The sequence below is a fragment of the Bacillus sp. AFS037270 genome (assembly GCF_002585305.1).
On the sequence record NZ_NUNF01000016.1, the window covers coordinates 40,201 to 63,510 of the forward strand.

The window sequence follows — 23,310 nt, forward strand, 5'->3', positions numbered from 1 at the left end:
GATGACACAGACTCAAGTTGGAACAGAATTAAAAAAGATTGACCCTATCACAGTTCAGGTTGTGCTTGGGGCTTTAGAAAACGTGGCAATTGAAATGGGGCATAAGCTGGCAAGAATGTCCTATTCTAGTATTATCCGAGAATCAGAAGATTTTGGCTGTGCTCTGGTTGATATTAATGGACAACAATTATGTGAATCATCTCATAGTACGCCTCTTCAGTCCGGTCCAATCCCAGGCTATGTGAAGGGAATTCAACAGATTATGGAGGAAAGGAAAGATACTTTCCAACCTGGGGATGTGATTATGCATAACTCTCCTTATCATGGCGCGTCTCATGGGCCTGACGTCGGGTTCTGTATACCGGTTTTTTATCAAGATAAGCTCATTGGGTTTTCAGTTACAACCGCCCATCACCTAGATATTGGCGCCTCTACACCAGGAAGCTGCGGCATTGTGGATGCGGTGGATGCTTATGCAGAGGGTCTTCAATTTAAAGCCATCAAGGTCTACGACAGTGGAATTAAAAATCGATATGTTTGGGATATTTTAATGGATAATATCCGGGCTCCTAAATTGGTTGTCGGCGATATGGAAGCCCAAATAGCTGCTGCTAGAATCGGGGCGCAGCGATATATCGAAATTATTGAAAAGTATGGTTTAGAAACCGTTGAAAGAGCCACAGAGGAATTGATGAATTACTCTGAAAAAATGATGAGAGATGCCATTAACAAACTGCCAGATGGCGAATATTCGGCTGAAGGGTTTTTAGATGGATACTTGGACAGCGATGATCCATCTAAAAAGGATTTAAAAATTGCCGTAACTGTGAAGGTCAATGGTAGTGAATTAACAGTTGATTTAACAGGAACTTCACCACAGGTTTCTGATAGACCCATTAACATGCCATTAGTTGGTACAGTTGATATCGCCATTTATTTAACATTGAGATCTATTCTATTAGATTCCACCAAATACGGGAACTTCCCGCAAAACTCTGGTTTAACACGGCCAATCAACATAGTGGCACCAAAAGGAACCATGTGTAATCCGATATTCCCAGCCCCGACCATTGCCCGGTTTAACTCAGGGAACATTGTCGCAGATACACTCATGAAAGCATTGGCCCAGGTGGTTCCGCATCAAATAAGTGCCGGAGTCGGCAACCTTCAAGTAGTCGCGTTCAGTGGGAAGACCGAAGATGAAAACTATTGGGTTTACATGGATATTATGGAAGGCAGTTATGGCGGTCGTTACGGTAAGGACGGTATGGATGCCGTTGACACTTTGTACGCTAATACACGAAACAACCCAATCGAGGATATCGAATCTCACTATCCATTACGAGTAAATCGCTACGAGCTCAGAGATCATTATAGTGCCCCAGGTAAATGGCGTGGAGGGATTGGATCGGTCCGCGAGGTTACCTTCTTAAGCGATGGAAGCTTTTCTGTCGAAGCAGATGGTCACAAATTTGCACCGTGGGGATTTGATCATGGAAAATCAGGTTCAGTTGGCGGTTTATCCATCAGCGACGAGGAAACAGGAGAAATCGTGAAACTGCCATCAAAGCTGCCCAATCGAACGGTTTCATCAGGAAGTACGATTCAGTTAGTCGGGCCTTGTGGCGGGGGATATGGAGACCCATTCGAAAGGAATCCAGAGAAAGTCTTGTCCGATTATTTTGACGGATATATCACGAAAGAGAAAGCTCTTTCAGATTATGGAGTTGTGATAACCAATGACGAGACCATTGATTATGACAAGACAGATGCGCTAAGAAAAAATAATTAGAGCTAACATACATTCAGGAGTGCTGCCGGAAAAGAGGGTATGAAATGCAAACAGTAAGCAAAATAAATGGAGAAAGGCTCTATACGCGCATTATGGAGCTGGGGGAGATTGGTAAAAACGAACAAAATGGAGTAGAGAGACGTGCGTTAAGTAAGGAAGACAAAGAGGCTCACATTCTTGTATCCAAATGGATGGAGGAGGCTGGGTTAACCGTTTCACATGATCATTTTGGCAATTTGATCGGGCGTAAAGAGGGAACAAACCCTCAATTACCGGTGGTAATGATCGGATCACATATCGATTCTGTCCGAAACGGTGGGAGGTTTGATGGAATCATTGGGGTCTTAGCTGGAATCGAAATCGCCCATGCGATTTCTCTGTCAAACCTTGCCCATGAACATCCAATTGAAGTGGTCGCCTTTTGTGAAGAGGAAGGCTCTCGATTTAATGATGGCCTGTTTGGAAGTAGAGGCATAGTTGGTAAGATAACCAAAGCAGATTTTAATAAAGTGGATGAAAACCATGTTTCTAGATATGAAGCTCTTAAATCCTTTGGCTACGGGATTAATCCGGATTGTTTCGAAGAATCAATCCGTACTAATGGGGAGATTAAGTTATATTTAGAGATGCATATCGAACAGGGACCATACTTAGATACTACGAACCAGTCGGTTGGGATTGTTCAAGGAATTGCTGGTCCGGCATGGTATACCATTAAATTGGAGGGTGTGGCAGGTCATGCGGGAACGGTTCCTATGTCCCTAAGGAATGATCCGCTCGTAGGAGCAGCTGAATTAATCGTAGAAGTGGATAAGGTTTGCAGTGGCGAGTCGGCAAAGCAAACGGTTGGCACCGTGGGCATTATCCAAGCCTATCCAGGCGGGAGTAATATCATCCCAAATGTGGTCGAGTTTTCACTCGATTTGAGGGATATCAACCTGTCACGACGAAACAGAGTCTTTAATCAAATTGAAACCAAACTCAAGCAGATCTGTAAAGAAAGAGGCTTGGCCTATACGATTAATTGTAATATGGAAATCGACCCAGTGGAGTGTTCCAAAGAGATTGTAGATAGGTTAAGCGTGGTTAGCGAAACAAAAGGTATTACCGCCCCAATCATGGTTAGCGGCGCTGGTCATGATGCGATGCTATTAGCTGAGATAACCGATATCGGAATGATTTTTGTTCGCTGTCGGGATGGAATTAGCCATAATCCGAAAGAATGGGCGGAAATGGCCGATATCGTCAATGGAACCGAAATCCTTTATGAAACAGTATTAAATTATATCTAATATTTCTTGGCATGGCAGTGATCAGACTGCCATGCTTAGGAAATAGGGTAAGGTATAGCTTTAGTATTTTGAAAATTCTATTAATTAATACAAAGCTATCAATGGGAGGTAGTTCCATGAGTCAAGAAACGGAAAAGGGAATTAGCTTAACCGGTAAGGACATCATGCCATCTACAAGCAGTGAAAGAACAATGTCTGCTGTAGCTTACTTCATTCTATGGGTTGGCATCGCGGTTCAACTTGTCACGCCTATTACTGCAGCTCAACTGTATCCTGCCTTATCTCCTGCACAAATTATCATCGCTTGCATCCTAGGGAATTTAATCGTCGCCGTTCTTTTAACTCTTCTTGGAGATATAGGGGTAAGATATGGAATCCCCTATGCAGTTTATATACGGGCCTGTTTTGGCTACTTAGGCACACATATACCAGCTTTAATACGAGCAATCCCAGCGATTTTTTGGTTTGGGTTTCAAACCTGGATGGGGGCATACGCCTTAAATACGATCATGGAAATGCTAACTGGATACTCCAATCTTACCTTACTGATCATCATCTTTGGTGCTGTACAAATTATTAATACTGCAATGGGGATGGAGGCTATTACCAAATTTGAGTGGTTAGCTTCACCAAGTATTCTTATCATCGGTATTATCTTGCAAGTGTACATTATGAAGGAAAATCATATCACTTTTGGTGAAATTTTTTCAAAAGGTGGAGAAGGGGGCATATCTCTCGGATATGGGGTTGTTGTAATGATGGGTACTTATATTACGATGGCTTTAAATGCTCCTGATTTCACGCGATTCTTGAAAACTAAGTTTGAAAGTAGTGAAACGAATTGGTGGAAAATCAATAAAGGTAGTTTTTGGGCACATATCTTTGGATTAATCGGCTCTATGCTGCTCTTTACCATTATTGGTTTAACTAGTGGTGTCGCGACAGGAACGTGGAATCCAATTGATGCAATGGTTCAAACCATGGGTCAGGATAATCCATTGTTGTTAATTGTTTGTTTAGCGTTTGTTATTTTAGCACAGTGGTCTACTAATATTAGTGCCAATCTTTTACCGCCGGGATATATCATTGTTAATCTTTTTCCTCGAAAAATATCATTTGCCAAAGGTGCCATCATTGCTGGTGTGATCGGGCTGTTGATTCAGCCATGGAACTACGCAGATTATGTTCCACAGATTCTTTTAGCGATTACAGCCACCCTAGCACCAATCGTTGGGATTATGTTTACGGATTATTATTTACTTAGAAAACGACAGTTGAATATCAGTGAACTCTATAAGGTGAATGGTCAATACAAGTATTGGAATAATGTAAATCCCGCAGCGATTATCAGTTATATTCCTGCAGGCCTTTCAGTCTTCCTTTTGCCTGATTATGGATTTTTCAGTGCACTATTAATCTCGGGGATTCTATACTATTCATTAATGAAATATTGGATATGCAAAATCTATGATCAGCCTGAAATAACAAACAGTACTGTAATTGTCCAAGAAGTAAATCATAAATTATAGTTATTAGTCTATTAATTCAATTTATAGGGGGAACGAGTATGAAAATTAAAGTAATTAATCCGAATACTACAATAGCGATGACTAAGGGGATCGAGGAAGCGGCTAAGTCGGCTGCACGGTCAGATACACAGATTCTTGCGGTCAGTCCTAAAATGGGTCCTGTATCGATTGAATCCTATTATGATGAGTATTTGAGCATTCCAGGGGTCATCGAAGAAGTGATCAAAGGTGAAGAAGAGGGAGTCGATGCCTTTGTCATCGCTTGTTATGGCGACCCAGGTTTACATGCAGCTAGGGAAGTAACGGATAAACCTGTTGTAGGGATTGCAGAAGCCTCAGTTTATTTAGCATCCATCCTAGCGGCTAGGTTTTCCGTAGTAACGGTTTTACCAAGGATCAAAACAATGCTTGAAGAATTAGTAGATTCTTACGGTATGCATAAGCGTGTCGTGAATATTAGAACCACCCCTATGGGAGTTTTGGACTTTGAAAGAGACCCAGAAGCAGGGATGGAATTGCTGCGGTTAGAGGGAAGAAAAGCGGTCGAGGAGGACCATGCAGAAGCCATCCTGCTAGGTTGTGCGGGAATGGCCGAATTTGCGGATAGTCTTGAAAAAGAACTGGGTGTTCCAGTTATTGATGGCGTATTAGCCGCTGTTAAGTTTGCTGAATCGATTGTTGATCTAGGCAAGAAAACAAGTAAATTAAAAACCTATAAATATCCTGAGAAAAAGGAATATATCGGGAAGTTAGCTAGTTTTGGTTATAGCTCAATAAAGAAATAACGAAACGAATCTATATATCTATATAGGATGTTCCGTAAAAAAGAGCATCCTACTTTTTTAACTAATTAAGGTAGTGGGGGAATTATAAAAATGGCTAATTCTACAGACATTACATCCCAATCAAAAAGAGAATCACTGAACCCAGTTTCCAATGAAAATAGGTTATTTGGTCTAACCACCTATATTACGTTGTGGATTTCATCGATGGTGGTCATTCAAATTTTTATGGTCGGACAGTCATTTCTACCTCCTGCAGGAAAATTGAATCTGTTTCAAGCGGGTGTCGTCACTGTTATTTCCGCTTTTTTAATTGGCTACCTTTTTATCGTAAACTCCCGTCCTGGTATTAAGTATGGTATCCCCTTTATCGTTCAAGCAAGATCATCGTTCGGATATAATGGAGCAAGGATTGCCTCTTTAATCAGGGTATTACCAGCAGTATTTTGGTATGGAATCGGTTCCTGGATTGGTGCAGCAGCTACGGACTATATTACTGAAACCATTTGGGGTTATAGCAACATCTGGTTATATTTTATTCTATTTCAGGTCCTTCAAACAGCGATTGCCTATTTTGGGATTAACTCGATTAAATGGTTTGATTCGCTCTTATCAGTAGTTGTTCTTGGATTTTTAATTTATATCACGGTACAGTTAATCAATGTAGGTGGACTAAAGATCGCAGATAATTGGAATACCACTGGTTCGTGGGGAATGCCATTTTTTGCAGCAATAACTGCATGTGTGGGTGTTTTAATCACTGCCATTATTAATAATGCTGACTTAGCAAGATATCTTGAGAATAAACCACGCTATAACACAATAGGTCACTTTTTTGGCATCGTACCAATGTTTGTCATCATGCTCGTAATTGGAATCCTAGCGGCAGCAGCTACCGGCATTTGGGATCCTGTTCAAGCGATTGTATCGGTCATTCCTAATCCAATTGTAGCGGTCGCTATGATGATTTTTATAATAGTAGCACAGTTTACCAGTAATTTAACCATTAATATCAAACCACCAGCACTTGTATTGATGGAGACATTTAACTTTACTTGGGGTGTTTCAGTGATCATTGTAGGAGTATTAAGTATTGTTACATTCCCATGGTTACTGATCACCAGTTCGGCATTTAATACGTTCATCGCATTTTATTCAGCATTCCTTGGACCATTACTTGGAATATTAATTGCGGACTATTACTTCGTTCATAAGCAAAACTTTGATGTAGATGCCCTTTACAAGAGGGATATTAAGTACAATTGGTTAGGTTTAGGTTCACTGCTTATTGGTGGGGTCATTGGTGTGTTTTTCTTATCGATCTCCTGGATGGTAAGTATGCCGATAAGTGCGATTTTATACTGGGCAGGGTATAAAGTTTTCCCATCATATAAATCACATAAATCTAATAATGAAGTAGAAATCCCTTCCTAAGGAGGAAAAAGGCATTCAAGGATACGTCCTTGAATGCTTTTTTTAAATTTCAAAGTTAGTGTTTGGACTATTTCAATATGAACTTCTAAAATACAGAGGTAAGAATTGTAGAAAAAGAGAGATAGGCATGTAAATTGAAGAAGAGAATGTTGAAAGTAGGTATTTCTCTTGTCCAAATATTGTCATAGGGCTCGGAGTTGCGTGAAACTATTTTTATAATGTCGGCACAAAAAGAAGCCAAGAAGGACCTCCTTAACTGCATGATGGCGGGAGCAGTGCAGCCGCAGCAAACATAGAAGGAACAAAAGAACAGTAAGACAAAATCGCAGCGCTTATTAATTGGACCGAGCAGCAGAAATTTGAGTCTTCCAAATCAAATCCTTTGATGGGTTAACCCTAAAAGGGCGCTACTTGAAGAACCCAAACTCCCACGGAAAAGCTGTCATTTTAGCGCATGGCTATAAAGGCAGCAGTGAACAAATGCCAGGGTTTACAAAGTATTACTACGACCTGAAATATGATGTGTTAAATCTGATGCTAGAGGTCATGGCATGAGTAAAGGGGATTATATCAATTGGATTGATTTTTTAATAAAAGAAAAGACCGAAAATACGATCTTCCTGCATGGGTTCTCAATGGGAGCAGCAACAGACTTAATGACATCAGGAGAAAATGTGCCAAGTGAAGTAAAAGGAATTATCGAGGACAGTGGTTATAAAACGGTCAAGGCCGAATTGTCCATCAATTAAAGTATCTCTATCACCCTCCAGCATTTCCAATCATGGACGTGACAAGTATGATTACTAAATTCTGAGCAGGGTATTCATACATTTGAAGAGGCTTCAGTACTAGAGAGCGTCAAGAAAAATAAATTACCTTTGTTTATCAACCACGGAGACAAGGATGTTCTGGTGCCAACTGAGATGGCTTATGAAATCTATCATGCTTCTAAGAGTAAAAAAGTTCTTTGGTTTGTGCCTGGAGCGGGGCATACTAAGGCGTATGCGGTTGCGGAAGAAGAGTATCAGAAGCCTTTAAAGGTGTTCTTAGAAGATGCAATAAACAGTAATTCAAGAAAAAGGAATTTGATCAGAGTCAAATTCCTTTTTTTAGTGCCTAAATATTTGATTGCTGAATTTCTAAGGGTTTTGGATGATTTTTAGGCTAGATAGTCTCAATATTTGCACACATTGGCCGATTTACTGCCATCATTGGCTCATTTTTAAACAACATTGGCTTTTTTACCGATATTACCCAAAAACCAACCCTCCTTTTATTTGATTAAAGCCATAAAATCCCCAGCTTTCTCCCATTGAATCGGCAAGCCCACATAATTTTCAGCTATCGTACTTAATCCAGCTTCAGATGAGGTATAGTAATCTAGTTCTGCCAGCTGAACACCCCGTTCAAAGGAATCAAATTTAGGATTGGTATGGAGAAGTCTTGTCATGAAATAAGAGAAACGTTCTGCCTTCCAAACACGACGAAGACAAATTTCCGAATAACGATCCAGTATATCTGTACTGCCATCCTGATAAAACTCGGTAATTCCACGCGACATTACTTTTACATCCGTAGCGGCAAGGTTAAGTCCTTTGGCACCTGTAGGCGGTACCGTATGAGCAGCATCACCGGCAATAAAGAGGCGGCCATATTGCATCGTCTCACAAACGAAACTGCGCATTTGAAAAATTCCTTTTGAATTAATCGGTCCATCTGGCACCTGCCAGCCATCATTTGTTTTAGTTCGTGCGGTTAATTCTGACCATATTCGATCATCCGACCAATTGGCAATATCATCAAATGGGTCTACCTGCAGATAGTGACGCTGTAAAATAGGTGTACGTGTACTAAGCAAGGCAAACCCCTGGTCATGACTCGCATAAATTAATTCATCCGCTGCTGGTGCTGAATCGGAGAGGATTCCTAACCAGCCATACTGATAAAAATGAACATGTTCTTTTCTGATATTATCAGGAATCGCAAGACGGCTTGGTCCATGATAGCCATCACATCCTGCAATAAAATCACAAACAAGCTCTTCGTCCAACCCATTTTTACGGTATCTTATTTTCGGCTGGTTTGTATCGATATCATGTAGGGTGACATCTTCTACGTCAAAGATAATGTCTTTGCCATTTTCATAGCGGGCATTGACCAGGTCGATTATCACTTCATGCTGTGGATAGACCACAACCTGCTTGCCGCCAGAATATTTTTTTAAATCAATATGGCGTCTTTGACCATTAAATTGAAAGTAGTTGCCATTATGAAAATGACCTTCTCGATCCATTCGGTCGCCGACACCCATTTCTCTTAAAATATCAATCGTCGTTTGTTCTAAAATACCGGCTTTTACGGTTCCCTCGATATTATTTCTTGATTTACGCTCTAAGATAACAGAATCAATGCCTTGTAGATGAAGTAGTTGTGCAAGAATAAGACCAGCTGGGCCGGCCCCGATAATCCCAACTTGTGTTTTCAATTTTTCCAGCTCCTTTATTTGAAAGCGTTTTATATTTTGATAAAGATATAATATAATTAAAATATTCTGAATAGTAGTGTTAACTTCTTATATACGGAACAAATTAAATCTTTTGAGGTGATTTGTATCATTCCGACTAATAAAAAAACATCTGTTTTACAATCGGTCCAAAATGGACTACAAATTCTAAAACTTTTTACAATTGAAAAACCTGTTTGGGGAATCACTGAGATTGCCAATGCACTTGAAATGAATAAAAGTTCAGTTAGCAGGTTAATATCCGATTTAACTGCTGAAAGTTTTTTACAAAAAGAAGGGAATAAATATAGTCTTGGATTTTCGTTACTTTCTATTAGTGGCGTGATTACTTCCGATTTAGAAATCCACCGAGAATCGAAAGACATATTAAAAAAATTAGTATTTGATTTAGGGGAATCGGCTCATGTTGCTATTTTAGAAGGAATAGAAATTACCTACGTCCATAAAGTCGAATGCTCGAATCCAGTACCTCTTTTATCATCGATTGGAAAAAAAAATCCGGTATCTTGTACAAGTGCTGGCAAAGTTTTATTGGCATTTGGGAAAAAGAATATAGTTGACAGCATCATCAGGGAAGGTCTTCCACGAATGGGACCAAACAGCCAGACAGACCCTGAGCAACTAATCGTTCAATTACGTCAAATTAAAGAACAAGGATATTCCATCTGTATCGATGAAATGCATGACAATGTTATAAGTATTGCAGCTCCAGTTAGGGACTACACGGGTGAAGTAGTAGCGGCCGTCAGTGTTGTCGGGGCAAGGGACCGTATTCAAAATCATGAAATTAATAGGTTTACTGGAAGGGTCATGGAGGCAGCAAATGAAGTATCGCTGAGATTAGGAAATATTCCTGAAAAGGAGTGGTCAGAACATTGAGGTATCCTGCTACGAATAGTTATCATTACTCGTCTTTTAGAAATGCTCTTCGTCTTCTCAATCTATTTTCCTTGGAAGAACCTGAATTACAATTAGAGGATATTGCAAGCCGTTTGGAAATAGGGCAAAGTACGGCGTTTCGCTTAGTTCATACATTGATGGTAGAAGGCTTTATTGTCAGGGATTCATCCATTAAATCCTACCGTCTAGCAGCATCTTTATTAGCTTTGGGACAGACGCTCATTAAAAAGGAAAATTTATATCATTTGTCACTCAATCATATAGAGAAACTAGCAGAGAGGACGGGTGAAACAGCCCATATTGGTATTATTAAAAAATTTCAGCTGATGTATCTCCTGAAAATCGATAGTGCACATCCCGTCCATTTATTGTCGCATGCTGGGAGGAGAAGTCCGCTTCATTGTACGAGCACTGGACAAGTTTTGTTAGCGTATCAAGAAGAGTCCACTATTGAACAGGTGTTGGAGAGGGGACTAATATCCTATACATCACAAACAATTACAAATCCTATGATGTTAAAAAAGTTATTACATACAATCCGATCCAAAGGATATGCGGTGAGTAAGGAAGAACTTCATGAAGGGGTTGTGTCGATCGCAGCTGCTGTTAGGAATAGTAAAAGCAAACCAATAGCCGCTGTTAGTATCGCAGGACCTATAACTAGAATAAATGAGCGAACTATTCCCAAATTAATAAAACAAGTACAGCAAGCGGCCGATGAAGTGACAAAAAGCTTACAAAATTGATTTGCTCAAAGAGTGGTTAAACAATATATTGACTTGTGGCTATTATAGGATTACAATTTAGTTGAAATCGGTTTCATTCTTCCTTCTTGAATGCAATGAAATCATTAGCGATGGAGGAAAGTTATGAAAAAGGAAAATATAACTATATATGACATTGCCAAAGAAGCTAATGTATCTCCAGCTACTGTTTCGAGAGTCTTAACCGGAAATGCAAAAGTGCGGCCTCAAACAATGCGGAAGATAGTAGATGTAATTGAAAAATATAATTTTAGACCTAATAGTCTAGCAAGGAGCTTATTACATAAGCAATCGAAAACGATTGGTTTTATCCTGCCAGACATCAATCATCCATTTTTTTCAACACTGGTTCAAAAATGTGAAGCACATGCATTGGAATTAGGGTATACAACTTTTTTGTGCAATACGATGAACAACTCAGCAAATGAATCAAAATACTTACAAAGTTTAATAGAAAAACAAGTGGATGGGATCATCTATCTGGGCGGAAGAATTAATGATACAGACACCGATCAAGAATATGCGGAAGAAATGAAGAAAGTGATGGAAAGAATTCCGGTTGTTTTTGTGAACGGTCAAATGGCTGGGGTGGATGCCCATATGGTTAGAACAGATGAAGAGTCAGGGATTGAAAAGCTTGTTGAACTATTAGTAAATCTAAAACATAAAAAGATAGGTTTTCTAGGTGGATTGGAAGGAATTAGTTCAACGGACGTGAAAAAGAATACGTTTGTGAAAGCCATGAAATCTAAAGGGTTAGGCGTCAACAAAGATTGGATTTTTGGTACTGGGTTTAATATTGAATCTGGTGAAGAAGTGGCTGCTCAATTGCTTTATTTAAAAGAAAGACCTACAGCGGTTATCTGTGCCAATGATTTAGTAGCAATAGGGGTCATAAAGGTTCTTACTAAATTTGGGTTAAAAGTTCCAGATGATGTTTCCATTGTTGGCTTTGATGATATTTATTTAGCGCAGCATTTTCCTCCAGGAATTACGACAGTCAGCCAGAATTATGATCAGCTGGGTCAGACGGCTATCAATGTTTTAGTAGATTTAATTAATGAGAATGAAGCAGAGAAAGAAACGGTCGTTCCAACATCACTCGTATTGAGGGATTCTTGTAAATTATTTTCAGAATCATAAAATAAATGATTGCACCCTTCCATAATTTGGGGTACGATAAAAATGAAATGGGTTTCGTAAGGTTTGGAATATTAATTGATAGTATTCAATTTTACTATAATAGATGATTAATATTCCATTATTATTTTAATAATTTTTGAAATGGGTTTCATGAATGGAGAAATTACGAATTTAAATGTATGGAAGAGAGGTATTTTTATGCTCAAACAACTGAATAAATATAAGTATACTCCACCTAAAAATGGATATCCCGAATGGAATAACAACCCCGAGATCTTTCAATTAAATCGATTGGATGCTCATGCAACATTAATGCCGTACAGAACAGTTGAGGAAGCAATAAAAGGGGACCGAACTTCGTCTGAATTTTATCATTCATTAAATGGAAACTGGAAATTCGCATTTTATGAGAATTCTGAAAAAAGAAATCAAGCATTTTTTAAAGAGGCTTATGATGCTAGTGAGTGGGATGAAATCAAGGTGCCGGCACACTGGCAGTTACAAGGGTATGATTATCCTCAATATACAAATCTTCGATATCCTTGGGAAGGAAAAGAAGATATAAAGCCACCTTTTGCTCCAACAAAATATAACCCTGTTGGTCAGTATATCAGGAACTTTACGATTCCAGAGGATTGGAAGGACCAACCGGTTTATATCAGCTTTCAAGGAGTGGAGTCAGCCTTTTATGTGTGGGTGAATGGAGAACTTGTTGGATACAGTGAGGATACCTTTACACCAGCAGAGTTTGATTTAACACCTTACTTAATTGACGGCGAAAATAAGTTAGCAGTAGAGGTCTATCGTTGGTGTGATGCGAGCTGGTTAGAGGACCAGGATTTTTGGAGGATGAGTGGAATCTTTCGTGATGTTTATCTGTATTCAACTCCAGAAGTTCATATCAATGATTTCTTTGTGACCACGGAGTTCGATCAAGATTATAAGGATGCCGAATTAAAAATCGAAGCCAAAATTAAAAATGCGTTTGAGCAGGTAGTGAATGGTTATACAGTCGAAGCAATGCTTTATGACCAAGATAACAATCCTGTTTTTGAGGACTCTCTTCAAATAAAGGTGGATATGAATAATCAATCCTTTATTTCGATTCATGCTTCAACACATATAGCAAATCCTTTTAAATGGAGTGCAGAAAGACCGTACCTTTATACACTGGTTTTCATTTTAAAAGATGAAAGCGGAATCATTCAAGAAACGGAAAACTGTAAGGTTGGATTTCGAACATTTGAAATAAAAGACGGTCTCATGAAAATCAACGGCAGACGAATTGTCCTCAAAGGTGTAAACCGTCACGAGTTTGCAGCGGATAAAGGGAGAGCCGTTGGTTATGAGGATATGATTAATGATATTAAACTAATGAAGCAGCATAATATTAATGCCGTCCGTACTTCCCATTATCCAAATAATACGTTTTGGTACGAATTATGTGATCAATATGGTTTGTATGTGATTGATGAAACGAATCTTGAAACCCATGGGACATGGAAGTATGGGCAAAAAGATGAAGGCGATACGGTACCAGGAAGCAAGGTTGAATGGCGGGAAAACGTCCTTGATCGATGTAATTCCATGTTTCAACGAGATAAAAACCATCCTTCAATTATTATTTGGTCCCTTGGTAATGAATCATTTGGCGGGGATAATTTTATTAAAATGCATGATTTTTTAAAGAAAAATGATCCTACTAGAATCGTTCATTATGAAGGGATTTTCCATTTCCGTAAATCAGAAGCAGCTTCAGATATTGAAAGCACGATGTATGTAAATCCTGAAGGTGTGCAGAAATATGCTGAATATGCCGAGAACGCAGAAAATCCGAAACCATACATTCTATGTGAATATAGCCATGCGATGGGAAATTCTTGTGGAAACCTTTATAAGTATACAGACCTCTTCGAAAAATATCCTATTCTTCAGGGTGGATTTATTTGGGACTGGAAGGATCAAGCATTACTAACAAAGACGAACAATGGTGTACCATACTTAGCCTATGGTGGTGACTTTGGAGAAACACCTCATGATGGTAATTTTTCAGGGAATGGTTTGATTTTTGCCGATGGTACGATTTCACCAAAGATTATCGAGGTTAAAAAGTGCTATCAGAATGTTCGTTTTACAGCCAATAATCTGGAAGAAGGTCGTGTTGATGTGGTGAATAACTATCTGTTTACTGACCTTCGAGAGTACGAACTAGTATGGCAGCTAGCAGAAAATGGTGTGTTCATCCAAAAGGGGACTGGTGAAATAGAGGTAAATCCATGCTCCACCAAAACGATTCAACTCGCTTACTCTCTTCCAGAAGTCTGTAAACAGTCAGATGAATACATTTTAACGGTTAGCCTGCATTTGAAAAATAATACGCTTTGGGCTCAGAAGGGCCATGAAGTTGCTTTTGAACAATTTGTAATTCCTACTTCGAAAACAGAATCAGCAAGTTTACCTATCAACCTACCTAAAACAGAAGTACGACAAGAAAAAGATTATGTAACGATAAATGGTGCTAGCTTTACTGTTGTTTTTAATAAAACCACTGGGGATTTAGAGTCTTATAGATTCAATGGTATCCTTCTACTTGAGAATGGATTAGGTCTGAATTTTTGGCGTGCAATGACAGATAATGACCGTGGGAATAAATTGCATGAACGCAGCTCTGTTTGGAGAGATGCGGGGATGAATAAAGTTCTGACATCGTTTTTAGTGGATGTGAAAAGTCCTTCGACTACGGTAGTGACAACCGAATACAGTTTGCCAACAACATTATCTATATGCAAGGTTGTTTACACCATTACGGGTGATGGAGAAATAACAGTAGACTATCAACTACAACCAGGGAACGATCTTCCTGAGTTGCCAGAGGTTGGAATGATGACAACATTAGATGGCAGATTTGACACCATCACTTGGTATGGAAAAGGCCCATATGAAAATTATTGGGATAAAGAAAAAGGCACAAAAATTGGATTATATACGGGGAAAGTAAAAGATCAATATGTACCATACTTAAAACCTCAGGAATGCGGCAATAAAACAGGCGTAAGATGGGCTGTACTATCCGATCAACAGGGGGCAGGGTTAAAGATAATTGGAAGCCCTACAGTTGAGGTGAATGCCTTACCATATACTCCATTTGAGCTTGAAGAACATGATCACGGATATAAATTACCACCAAGCGTAAAGACGGTGGTACGGATTAATTATAAACAAATGGGCGTAGGCGGAGATGATAGCTGGGGGCAAAAAACACATCCTGAATTCACGCTATTTGCCAATCGATGCTACTCTTATACATTCAAACTTAAGGGAATTAGTGTAAAGGATTTATAGCCCAAGTCTTGTGATTTTGATCAATCAGGACGTTCCGATCACTAGGTACGACCTACCGCTTTAGAGTTAGTGTGTTCCCTTGGACTATTTATTCTTAGCCAAGGGAACATCGTCTAAACCGGTTATTGATATCGTCCTGAAACCCATTTCTATTTGATGTTATTTCAAGCGGATTACCTAAAAAGTCTGTGTAACTTAATTATGATTTTAATAATGACAATTTTAAAAATAGTTTAAATTATCAAAATAACAGTATTTACATTTAGTAGGCGCAGGAATATAATGAAGACAGGTAACCGCTTACAACCAAGAATTATAAAGACTTCTATGTTATTCCTCACAAGATATTACTTTTATCTCAATTAAATGAAACCCATTTCATTATCTGCTAGAACATACATAATAAACAAGAACAGAATAACCGAATGTGAATACTTGTGGGGATGTTTTTGAAACCCATTTCAATTATCCTGGTTAATTGATATTGGTATATGCCATATATCCTATCCAAATCTTTTTGTTTCTTAAAAGAAAGTTTTTTTCAGGTACTAGATTAGTAATCTGCTAGATCACATTGTCGCTTGTTTTTGTATACTGGTTTGCCGCTTTATAGGTCAAAATATGTTGTTTAGGAGGGATTTATTTGAAAACTGTTACTGTGGAATCACCGACACCTATTGTTGAAAAACAAACAAAAACAAAAGAGTCCGCATTTAAAAGAATGTGGAAGAACCGAACCCTTCTTCTTATGTGTTTGCCTGCGATTATTTTCTTTGCTATCTTTGCTTATCTGCCCATGCCGGGACTTTACCTTGCATTCGTAAACTATGATTATTCACTTGGAATCTTTAAAAGCGCTTTCGTAGGCCTTGATAATTTTCGCTTTTTGGTCATGACCGGTGATTTGTGGAAGTTAACCTTTAATACAATTGCTTATAATCTAGCTTTCATTGTTCTAGGTAATTTCCTACAAATAGCAGTAGCCATCATGCTTAATGAACTGACAAATAAATGGTTCAAAAAAGTATCACAAACGATTATGTTTTTACCACACTTTATTTCCGCAGTACTAGTTGGACTTTTAGCCTATAACATACTTAGTTACGATTATGGTTTATTAAATTCATTTTTAAAAATGTTTGGATTGGATCCAGTACAAACTTATTCTAATCCACATATTTGGCCTTATATTATTGTCATTACATTCCTATGGCAATCCACAGGCTATGGATCAATCGTTTATTTTGCTGCCATTATGGGTCTAGATAAATCTATTATAGAAGCTGCAGAAATCGATGGCGCTAATGCCTTCCAGCGTATTCGATACATCATTATTCCTTGGCTTAAGCCAACTTTCATCATTTTACTATTGTTCTCTTTAGGTGGAGTATTAAAAGGAAATTTCGGTTTGTTTTATAACTTGGTTGGGGCAAATAATACCATGCTCTATCCTACCACAGATATTATTGAAACCTATGTCTTCCGAACATTGATGACGAACTTTAACTTCTCATTAGGAAGTGCTGTAAGTTTATATCAATCTTTCTTTGGCCTCGTTATTGTCCTAGTGGCTAACTGGATTATTAAAAAGGTTTCACCAGATAACTCATTATTTTAAAGGAGGGACGTATTTATGGAAAATACGGCCAGACGAAATATAGATGTGTCTACTATAATGGTTCGTATTATTGGATATGGCTTTATCGGCGTTTTTGCTCTATCTTGTCTTTTGCCCTTTATCTTGATCATATCGTCTTCTTTATCAACAGAGAAGTCTATTATGGACCATGGATTTTCTTTATGGCCTAAAGAGTTTTCTACATTTGCCTATGAGATCGTTTTCCAGAATCCAAGACTTGTCATTGGATCCTATATCGTAACGTTGGGTATTACGATTGTAGGGACTGCGGTAGGTTTGTTTATTGTCGCAATGACAGGTTATGCCTTGCAGCGCCAGGATTTCTTGTATCGTAATAAGATTTCATTTTATATCTATTTTACAACCCTTTTTTCAGGTGGTCTTGTCCCGTTTTATCTATTAATTACGCAGTATCTGCATCTTAAAGATAATTACTTGGCAGTACTGCTGCCAGGATTGCTGAGTCCTTTTCTAATTATTATGATGAAATCCTTCACAAAGTCGATTCCACACGAGATTACGGAATCTGCGAAGATTGATGGTGCGGGAGATTTCACCATTTTTTTAAGAATTATTCTACCTATGTCTACTCCAGCCTTGGCGACAATCGGACTATTCATTGCCCTTGGGTATTGGAATGAATGGTATAATTCCATGCTTTTCCTTTCACCTAATATGGAATATAGACCGCTACAGCTGTTTCTTTATAACGTGATTACGAGTGCTGACTTTATCAGGAATTCAGCAGCATCCTCCAATGTGCCACCACAAGATGTACCATTGGAATCTATGAAAATGGCAACAGCTGTTGTAGCTACTGGACCGGTTATTCTATTTTATCCGTTTGTACAAAAGTATTTTATTACAGGAATTACAGTTGGTGCAGTTAAGGGGTAATGAAATATGACCCGAGGAACTTTCCTCGTTTCATAGAGAGTAATCATTTTAAAAACTTAAGGGGGAAATAGAATGTCTAAGATGAAAAAAATCCTGGCACTGGTCATAATCATGATGTTGACCTTCAGTCTCGCAGCCTGTAGTGGCTCAAGCAAAACCAGTTCAGAAAACACTGGAACAAAGGTAGACAAAAATGGAAAAATTGATACCTCCAAACCTGTAACCGTAACCATGATGGTATTGGGGGATAAACCAACCAATGGACAAGTAGAAAAAGTATTGGAAAAAGTGAATGCTGAATTAAAAGAAAAAGTAAACGCTACGATTCAATTAAAATGGATTGAATGGGCTGATTATATGACAAAATATAATCTAACTCTAGCATCTGGAGAACCTGTTGATTTAGTCATCACAGCTACTGACTGGTTAGATGCGTGGGGAAATGCACAAAAAGGTGCTTTCATGGATCTTACCAAGCTTCTCCCAACATATGCTCCTAAGACATGGGCAGAGGTTCCCAAAGCTGATTGGGAGGAATCAAAGTACAAGGGCAAAATTGTCATGATTCCTGAGGACCAATATACTCAATGGGTTAACCACGGATTCTTCTACCGGACAGATTGGGCAAAAGAATTTGGAATCAATGAACATATTAGCGATTTTGAAACACTGGGTAAATACTTCCAAGGGGTTAAAGACAACAAGCCAGGTGTCATTCCTTGGGATGCACAAGGAACAAACGTGACCACTGCATGGGGATACACAACTTCTTATTCAGATGCGATTGAATTGCCAATCACGACAGGCGTGTTCCCAATTTACTGGGCTAAATCCTATGATGAAAAGTATGATGTGATGAGTCCGATTTTCACTGATACGTTTGTAGACTATGCGAAGTTGATGAAACAATGGGGAGATGCTGGCTATTGGCGTAAGGACGTATTGAACTATAAAGGGGACACTAGAGCCGAATTCCAAGCAGGAAAAACAGGTGCTGACCAGCATCATACCCAAACCTTCTCAGGTCTTCGCCCGCAAATGGACGTGAAACAACCGGGTTCAGCGATCGATATGTTTGCTTGGTCTGATACACGGAACAACTTAATTTCAACGTCCATTACACATGGTGCGATGGCTGTTGGAGCTCATAGTAAAAATCCTGAGCGTGCCCTAATGGTATATGATTTAATTCGAAATGACCAGGAGCTTTATCGATTATGGAGCTATGGTATTGAAGGTGTACAATACGAAATTAAAGACGGAAAACGGGTTCAACCTGCGGGTTATGATGAAACAAAGGATCAATTCTCTACCAACTTCTGGGGCGGTCGTATGGACAAGTATGAAATCCCAAGTGCCGACTCATATGATGGAATTTCTGAGATTTATGCGAAGTACGATAAAATTAAGAAGCCTTACCCATATGGCCGATTTGTGTTTGATAGCACCCCTGTACAAGCTGAAATTTCTGCTCTATCACAAGTGACAGCACAAATGGTACCAGCCATTGCATTTGGTAAAGCTGGTGATCCAGAAAAAGCGGTAAAAGATTTCCGTAAGAGATTAAAAGACGCAGGTTATGATAAGGTCTTAAAAGAAATCCAAAAGCAAATGGATGCCTTTAAAAAACAGGTTGAAGGTAATTAATGAGAGATTGAATGTAAAGGAAAAAAAGGGCTATCATCAATGTTTGATAGCCCTTTATCTATCAGTCTGCCATTTATTAAAAATTAATATATTAAGATAAGGGGTGTAAGCTGTATATGGTAAATGCAGTATCTCAAGAATGGAATCTGTCTGTTAAAAGTAGAAAGTTTAACTTTGATTGGAAATTTTTAAAGGGTGACCATTCTGATGCATTTAAAATTCAGTTTGATGATTCAGAGTGGCGTACATTAGACTTGCCGCATGATTGGAGTATTGAAGGTCCTTTTAAAAAGGAATATGCCAGTTCAACAGGATATTTGCCAGGAGGAATTGGCTGGTACCGGAAGAAATTTATCGTACCTGATAGCTTAAAAGGAAAGAGAATAGTTATTCAATTCGATGGGATTTATAAAAATAGTGAAGTGTGGATTAATGGACAATTTCTCGGTAAAAGACCTTATGGCTACAGCTCATTTCATTATGATTTAACCCCCTATATAAACTTCGAAACACAAGAAAATGTGATTGCGGTGAAAGTGGATCACACAGATTTTGCTGATTCCCGCTGGTATCCAGGGTCTGGCATTTACCGGAATGTATTTATCCATTTAACTGATCAGCTGTATATCAAGCCATATGGTATTTTTGTCACCACTCCGAATATTTCATCATCAGAAGCAGAAATCCAAATTCAAACAACTTTGAAAAATGAAGAATCAAACGAAGCTAAATTACAAATTGTCCATCAAATTAAAGATGCGGCCGGCAAAGAAATCATCGCTTGTTCATCTGGGGAGACCATTGCAGCAAATGGGGAACAAGAATTTTCTCATTCTATCTTGCTAGAACAGCCGAATCTCTGGTCACCTGAAAATCCGTATTTATACCGTGTGGAAACGATGGTGATAAAAAATGGTGAAGTGATCGATTTTGAAACGACTCCACTTGGTGTTCGATATTTTTATTTCGATGTAAATTCAGGATTTTATCTTAATGGACAGAACATGAAAATGAAAGGTGTATGTCTCCATCATGATGCAGGGTGTCTCGGAGCAGCTGTTCCTGAAAAGGTCTGGCGTCGACGGTTGCAGTTATTAAAAGAAGCTGGTGTAAATGCAATTAGAATGAGCCATAATCCACCTGCACCTGAGTTACTAGATATGTGTGATTCGTATGGGTTTTTAGTCCAAGATGAAGCATTTGATGAGTGGGAATATCCAAAGAACAAGTGGGTAGAGGGTTGGAATAAAGGCGAACCATCACTTGACGGATACGCATCCGAGTTTCCGGAATGGGCAGAGATTGATTTGAGGGATATGATTTTAAGAGACCGGAACCATCCGTCGATTGTTTTCTGGAGTATTGGGAATGAAATTGATTACCCAAATGATCCTTATTCACATCCAGTCCTCGAAGAACGTTATAACGCGGACAAACCGGAAGCAAAGGGAATGGGGGAGATTGCGAAAAGGCTGGCAAAGGTTGTAAAGCAATATGATCCTTCGCGACCTGTGACAGCAGCTCTCGCAAGTGTGATAATGTCAAATGAAACGGAATTTCCAGATGTACTTGACGTGGTTGGATATAACTATCAAGAGTTTCTTTATCCTGAAGACCATGAAAAATACCCTAATCGGGTAATTTATGGAAGTGAAAACGGAAGGTATCATGAGGCATGGCTGGCAGTAGAACAGAATGACTTTATATCAGGACAATTTATTTGGACAGGGATTGACTATTTGGGAGAAGCCCGTGGCTGGCCGCTTCGTCATGCTACACCAGGATTGCTCGATCTTGCTGGCTTCAAAAAGCCTTTATACTTTTTTAAACAAAGTGAATGGTCCGAAAAGGATATGGTCCATGTAGGTTTAACTTCTATTAAGGAAGAAAATCCAGGTCAAATTTATTGGGACCATGAAGTAGTCTGCCACTGGAAAGGGAATGAAGGAGAAACGGTTAGGGTGGCTTGTTGTACCAATTGTCCTGAAGTGGACTTATTATTAAATGGTGTCTCTGTTGGCTTGAAAAAACGAGAGGACTTCCCAAATGGAACAATTTATTGGGACATCCCATATGAAAAGGGTACGTTAAAGGCAGTAGGTAAAAGAAACGGAAACATTTGTTGTACACATGAATTAAAGTCGGCTGGTGAGCCAACTAAGCTACAGTTACTCGCGGATACGATCATTCTTAAAGCTGATAAACAGGATGTCGCACATGTTGAAGTAAATATCCTTGATCAAGACGAAACCCTAGTCTATGACGCCGATAATCAAATAAATTGCGAGATTGAGGGACCTGGTGAAATGATCGGAATGGAATGCAGTAACCCTGCCAGCCATCAGGACTATAAAGCAAATTATAGAAATGCCTATCATGGGAAAGTATTGATTTATGTGAAATCGACTGATCAACCGGGGACGATTACATTAAAAACTTCTTCTGTTGGTTTGGAAAGTACAACTGTTGTAATTAAGGTTGAGTAAAGCCACAACAGTTGTGATGAATTTAAAATAGGTAGGAGATGCTAGCATGCCATATAATAATGCCTCTGACACATCGCATCCTAAGAAGGGGCACCGACTTATTAATATTCCTGCACACGACCCGTTCATCTTGTCGCATAACGAAACAAACACTTACTATTTATATACAACTGGAATTCCTGAATTAACAGATTTAGCGAGAAATGGTGTACTAGTTTATAAAAGTAAAGATTTACAAGATTGGGAGGGACCTTATGTCGTTTTCGAGGTTCCTGATGGAACTTGGGCCCATCCACAGCATGGTACATGGGCACCAGAGGTTCACCAGTACCATGATAAATATTATTTATTCGTTACTCTTCATAATAGAGATACGAAGCTAGCAGCATCACCGGAAGTTTGGAACACCAATCATCTTCGTGGCACAAGCATTGCTGTATCTGATTCGCCAGAGGGACCATTTGAATTACTAAAAACGGATGGGCCGGTGCCGCCTAGAAACTACATGACATTAGACGGAACCTTGTATGTGGATGAGGATGGAAAGCCATGGATGGTTTATTGTCATGAATGGATTCAGGTCATCGATGGTACGTTTGAGGCCATTCCACTAAAGGATGATTTATCTGCAGCAGATGGGGAACCGCAACATCTTTTTAAAGCTTCAGATGCCCCATGGATTAATGCTGAACGAAAGCCTAATGTTAAGCCTTCGGTTTATGTATCGGATGGGTGTCAATTATACCGGACAAAAGGTGGTCACCTTGTGATGCTGTGGTCAAGCTATAACAATGAGGGGTATGTCCAAACGATGGCTAGATCTAGGTCTGGTGAGCTAGAAGGGCCATGGGAACAACTGAATCCGTTAGTTGTTGGTGATAGTGGACACGGGATGCTGTTCAAAACATTTGAAGGGGAATGGATGCTTATTCTCCATCATCCATTCAGTACACCTGAATCTCGAGCAAAGATTTATGAAGTAGAGGAAACGGAAGATAGCTTTAGGGTTATTAAAGCTAGAGTGGATCTTCATAATTAAATAGAACACAGCAAATAAAAATTCCTCTCAGTTTGAGAGGAATTTTATTTGGTTGCTGGCTATCACCAAGTTGGAGAACGCTATCAGCAAATTGGTGGAG

18 protein-coding genes are annotated in these 23,310 nt (G+C 39.0%); 17 read left to right on the top strand and 1 reads right to left on the bottom strand.

What is annotated here, in order from left to right; translation table 11 throughout:
• Position 1 precedes the first annotated feature (1 nt).
• From COD92_RS08635 to COD92_RS08665, 8 genes are all read left to right on the top strand, one after another.
• Positions 2–1,792, top strand: a complete 1,791-nt coding sequence (locus tag COD92_RS08635) for a hydantoinase B/oxoprolinase family protein (RefSeq protein WP_098528323.1) — start codon at positions 2–4, stop codon at positions 1,790–1,792.
• Positions 1,793–1,836: 44 nt separating this feature from the next.
• The gene (locus COD92_RS08640; protein ID WP_098528270.1) at positions 1,837–3,084 is read left to right on the top strand and encodes a hydantoinase/carbamoylase family amidase; all 1,248 of its coding nucleotides are present in this window, start codon (positions 1,837–1,839) and stop codon (positions 3,082–3,084) included.
• A gap of 116 nt (positions 3,085–3,200) precedes the next feature.
• The gene (gene ncs1, locus COD92_RS08645) at positions 3,201–4,613 is read left to right on the top strand and encodes an NCS1 family nucleobase:cation symporter (RefSeq protein WP_176541092.1); all 1,413 of its coding nucleotides are present in this window, start codon (positions 3,201–3,203) and stop codon (positions 4,611–4,613) included.
• Positions 4,614–4,651: 38 nt separating this feature from the next.
• Positions 4,652–5,398, top strand: coding sequence for an aspartate/glutamate racemase family protein (locus COD92_RS08650; protein ID WP_098528268.1), 747 nt, complete (start codon positions 4,652–4,654; stop codon positions 5,396–5,398).
• Between the two features lie 90 nt (positions 5,399–5,488).
• Complete coding sequence (locus COD92_RS08655; protein WP_098528267.1) at positions 5,489–6,829, top strand: NCS1 family transporter; 1,341 nt, start codon at positions 5,489–5,491, stop codon at positions 6,827–6,829.
• Positions 6,830–7,240: 411 nt separating this feature from the next.
• Positions 7,241–7,384, top strand: a complete 144-nt coding sequence (locus COD92_RS31865; protein ID WP_176541091.1) for a hypothetical protein — start codon at positions 7,241–7,243, stop codon at positions 7,382–7,384.
• Complete coding sequence (locus tag COD92_RS08660; protein ID WP_098528266.1) at positions 7,381–7,578, top strand: hypothetical protein; 198 nt, start codon at positions 7,381–7,383, stop codon at positions 7,576–7,578. Before COD92_RS31865 ends, COD92_RS08660 begins: the two co-directional genes overlap by 4 nt.
• A gap of 174 nt (positions 7,579–7,752) precedes the next feature.
• Positions 7,753–7,992 (top strand): hypothetical protein, encoded by a 240-nt coding sequence (locus COD92_RS08665; protein ID WP_141561089.1) that lies wholly within the window; start codon positions 7,753–7,755, stop codon positions 7,990–7,992.
• 110 nt (positions 7,993–8,102) lie between these two features.
• On the opposite strand, the gene COD92_RS08670 is transcribed toward COD92_RS08665, so the two are convergent.
• Entirely contained in the window at positions 8,103–9,314 is a 1,212-nt protein-coding gene (locus tag COD92_RS08670; protein ID WP_098528264.1) for a 4-hydroxybenzoate 3-monooxygenase, read from the bottom strand.
• Positions 9,315–9,431: 117 nt separating this feature from the next.
• Between COD92_RS08670 and COD92_RS08675 the strand changes: the two genes are divergently transcribed.
• From COD92_RS08675 to COD92_RS08715, 9 genes are all read left to right on the top strand, one after another.
• Positions 9,432–10,232, top strand: a complete 801-nt coding sequence (locus COD92_RS08675) for an IclR family transcriptional regulator (protein ID WP_255286568.1) — start codon at positions 9,432–9,434, stop codon at positions 10,230–10,232.
• A complete protein-coding gene (locus COD92_RS08680) occupies positions 10,229–10,999 on the top strand; it encodes an IclR family transcriptional regulator (protein ID WP_098528263.1) in 771 nt (256 codons plus the stop codon). Before COD92_RS08675 ends, COD92_RS08680 begins: the two co-directional genes overlap by 4 nt.
• Positions 11,000–11,122: 123 nt before the next feature.
• Positions 11,123–12,160: a LacI family DNA-binding transcriptional regulator gene (locus COD92_RS08685; RefSeq protein ID WP_098528262.1), complete on the top strand. Its 1,038-nt coding sequence runs from the start codon at positions 11,123–11,125 to the stop codon at positions 12,158–12,160.
• A 198-nt stretch (positions 12,161–12,358) separates the two neighbouring features.
• Positions 12,359–15,502, top strand: coding sequence for a beta-galactosidase, LacZ type (gene lacZ, locus COD92_RS08690; RefSeq protein WP_098528261.1), 3,144 nt, complete (start codon positions 12,359–12,361; stop codon positions 15,500–15,502).
• A 721-nt stretch (positions 15,503–16,223) separates the two neighbouring features.
• Positions 16,224–17,120 (top strand): ABC transporter permease, encoded by an 897-nt coding sequence (locus COD92_RS08695; protein ID WP_098528321.1) that lies wholly within the window; start codon positions 16,224–16,226, stop codon positions 17,118–17,120.
• 15 nt (positions 17,121–17,135) lie between these two features.
• The gene (locus COD92_RS08700; RefSeq protein WP_098528260.1) at positions 17,136–18,038 is read left to right on the top strand and encodes a carbohydrate ABC transporter permease; all 903 of its coding nucleotides are present in this window, start codon (positions 17,136–17,138) and stop codon (positions 18,036–18,038) included.
• 72 nt (positions 18,039–18,110) lie between these two features.
• Entirely contained in the window at positions 18,111–19,685 is a 1,575-nt protein-coding gene (locus COD92_RS08705) for an ABC transporter substrate-binding protein (protein ID WP_098528259.1), read from the top strand.
• A 116-nt stretch (positions 19,686–19,801) separates the two neighbouring features.
• Positions 19,802–22,171, top strand: a complete 2,370-nt coding sequence (locus COD92_RS08710; RefSeq protein WP_098996187.1) for a glycoside hydrolase family 2 TIM barrel-domain containing protein — start codon at positions 19,802–19,804, stop codon at positions 22,169–22,171.
• A gap of 46 nt (positions 22,172–22,217) precedes the next feature.
• On the top strand, positions 22,218–23,210 hold the full coding sequence (locus COD92_RS08715; RefSeq protein ID WP_098528257.1) for a glycoside hydrolase family 43 protein: 993 nt from the start codon (positions 22,218–22,220) through the stop codon (positions 23,208–23,210).
• Positions 23,211–23,310 lie beyond the last annotated feature (100 nt).

Coding starts and splice junctions, on each gene's coding strand:
- COD92_RS08635 (WP_098528323.1), top strand. CDS start 2: ATGACACAGACTCAAGTTGGAACAGAATTAAAAAAGATTGACCCTATC.
- COD92_RS08640 (WP_098528270.1), top strand. CDS start 1,837: ATGCAAACAGTAAGCAAAATAAATGGAGAAAGGCTCTATACGCGCATT.
- ncs1 (WP_176541092.1), top strand. CDS start 3,201: ATGAGTCAAGAAACGGAAAAGGGAATTAGCTTAACCGGTAAGGACATC.
- COD92_RS08650 (WP_098528268.1), top strand. CDS start 4,652: ATGAAAATTAAAGTAATTAATCCGAATACTACAATAGCGATGACTAAG.
- COD92_RS08655 (WP_098528267.1), top strand. CDS start 5,489: ATGGCTAATTCTACAGACATTACATCCCAATCAAAAAGAGAATCACTG.
- COD92_RS08660 (WP_098528266.1), top strand. CDS start 7,381: ATGAGTAAAGGGGATTATATCAATTGGATTGATTTTTTAATAAAAGAA.
- COD92_RS08665 (WP_141561089.1), top strand. CDS start 7,753: ATGGCTTATGAAATCTATCATGCTTCTAAGAGTAAAAAAGTTCTTTGG.
- COD92_RS08685 (WP_098528262.1), top strand. CDS start 11,123: ATGAAAAAGGAAAATATAACTATATATGACATTGCCAAAGAAGCTAAT.
- lacZ (WP_098528261.1), top strand. CDS start 12,359: ATGCTCAAACAACTGAATAAATATAAGTATACTCCACCTAAAAATGGA.
- COD92_RS08695 (WP_098528321.1), top strand. CDS start 16,224: ATGTGGAAGAACCGAACCCTTCTTCTTATGTGTTTGCCTGCGATTATT.
- COD92_RS08700 (WP_098528260.1), top strand. CDS start 17,136: ATGGAAAATACGGCCAGACGAAATATAGATGTGTCTACTATAATGGTT.
- COD92_RS08705 (WP_098528259.1), top strand. CDS start 18,111: ATGTCTAAGATGAAAAAAATCCTGGCACTGGTCATAATCATGATGTTG.
- COD92_RS08710 (WP_098996187.1), top strand. CDS start 19,802: ATGGTAAATGCAGTATCTCAAGAATGGAATCTGTCTGTTAAAAGTAGA.
- COD92_RS08715 (WP_098528257.1), top strand. CDS start 22,218: ATGCCATATAATAATGCCTCTGACACATCGCATCCTAAGAAGGGGCAC.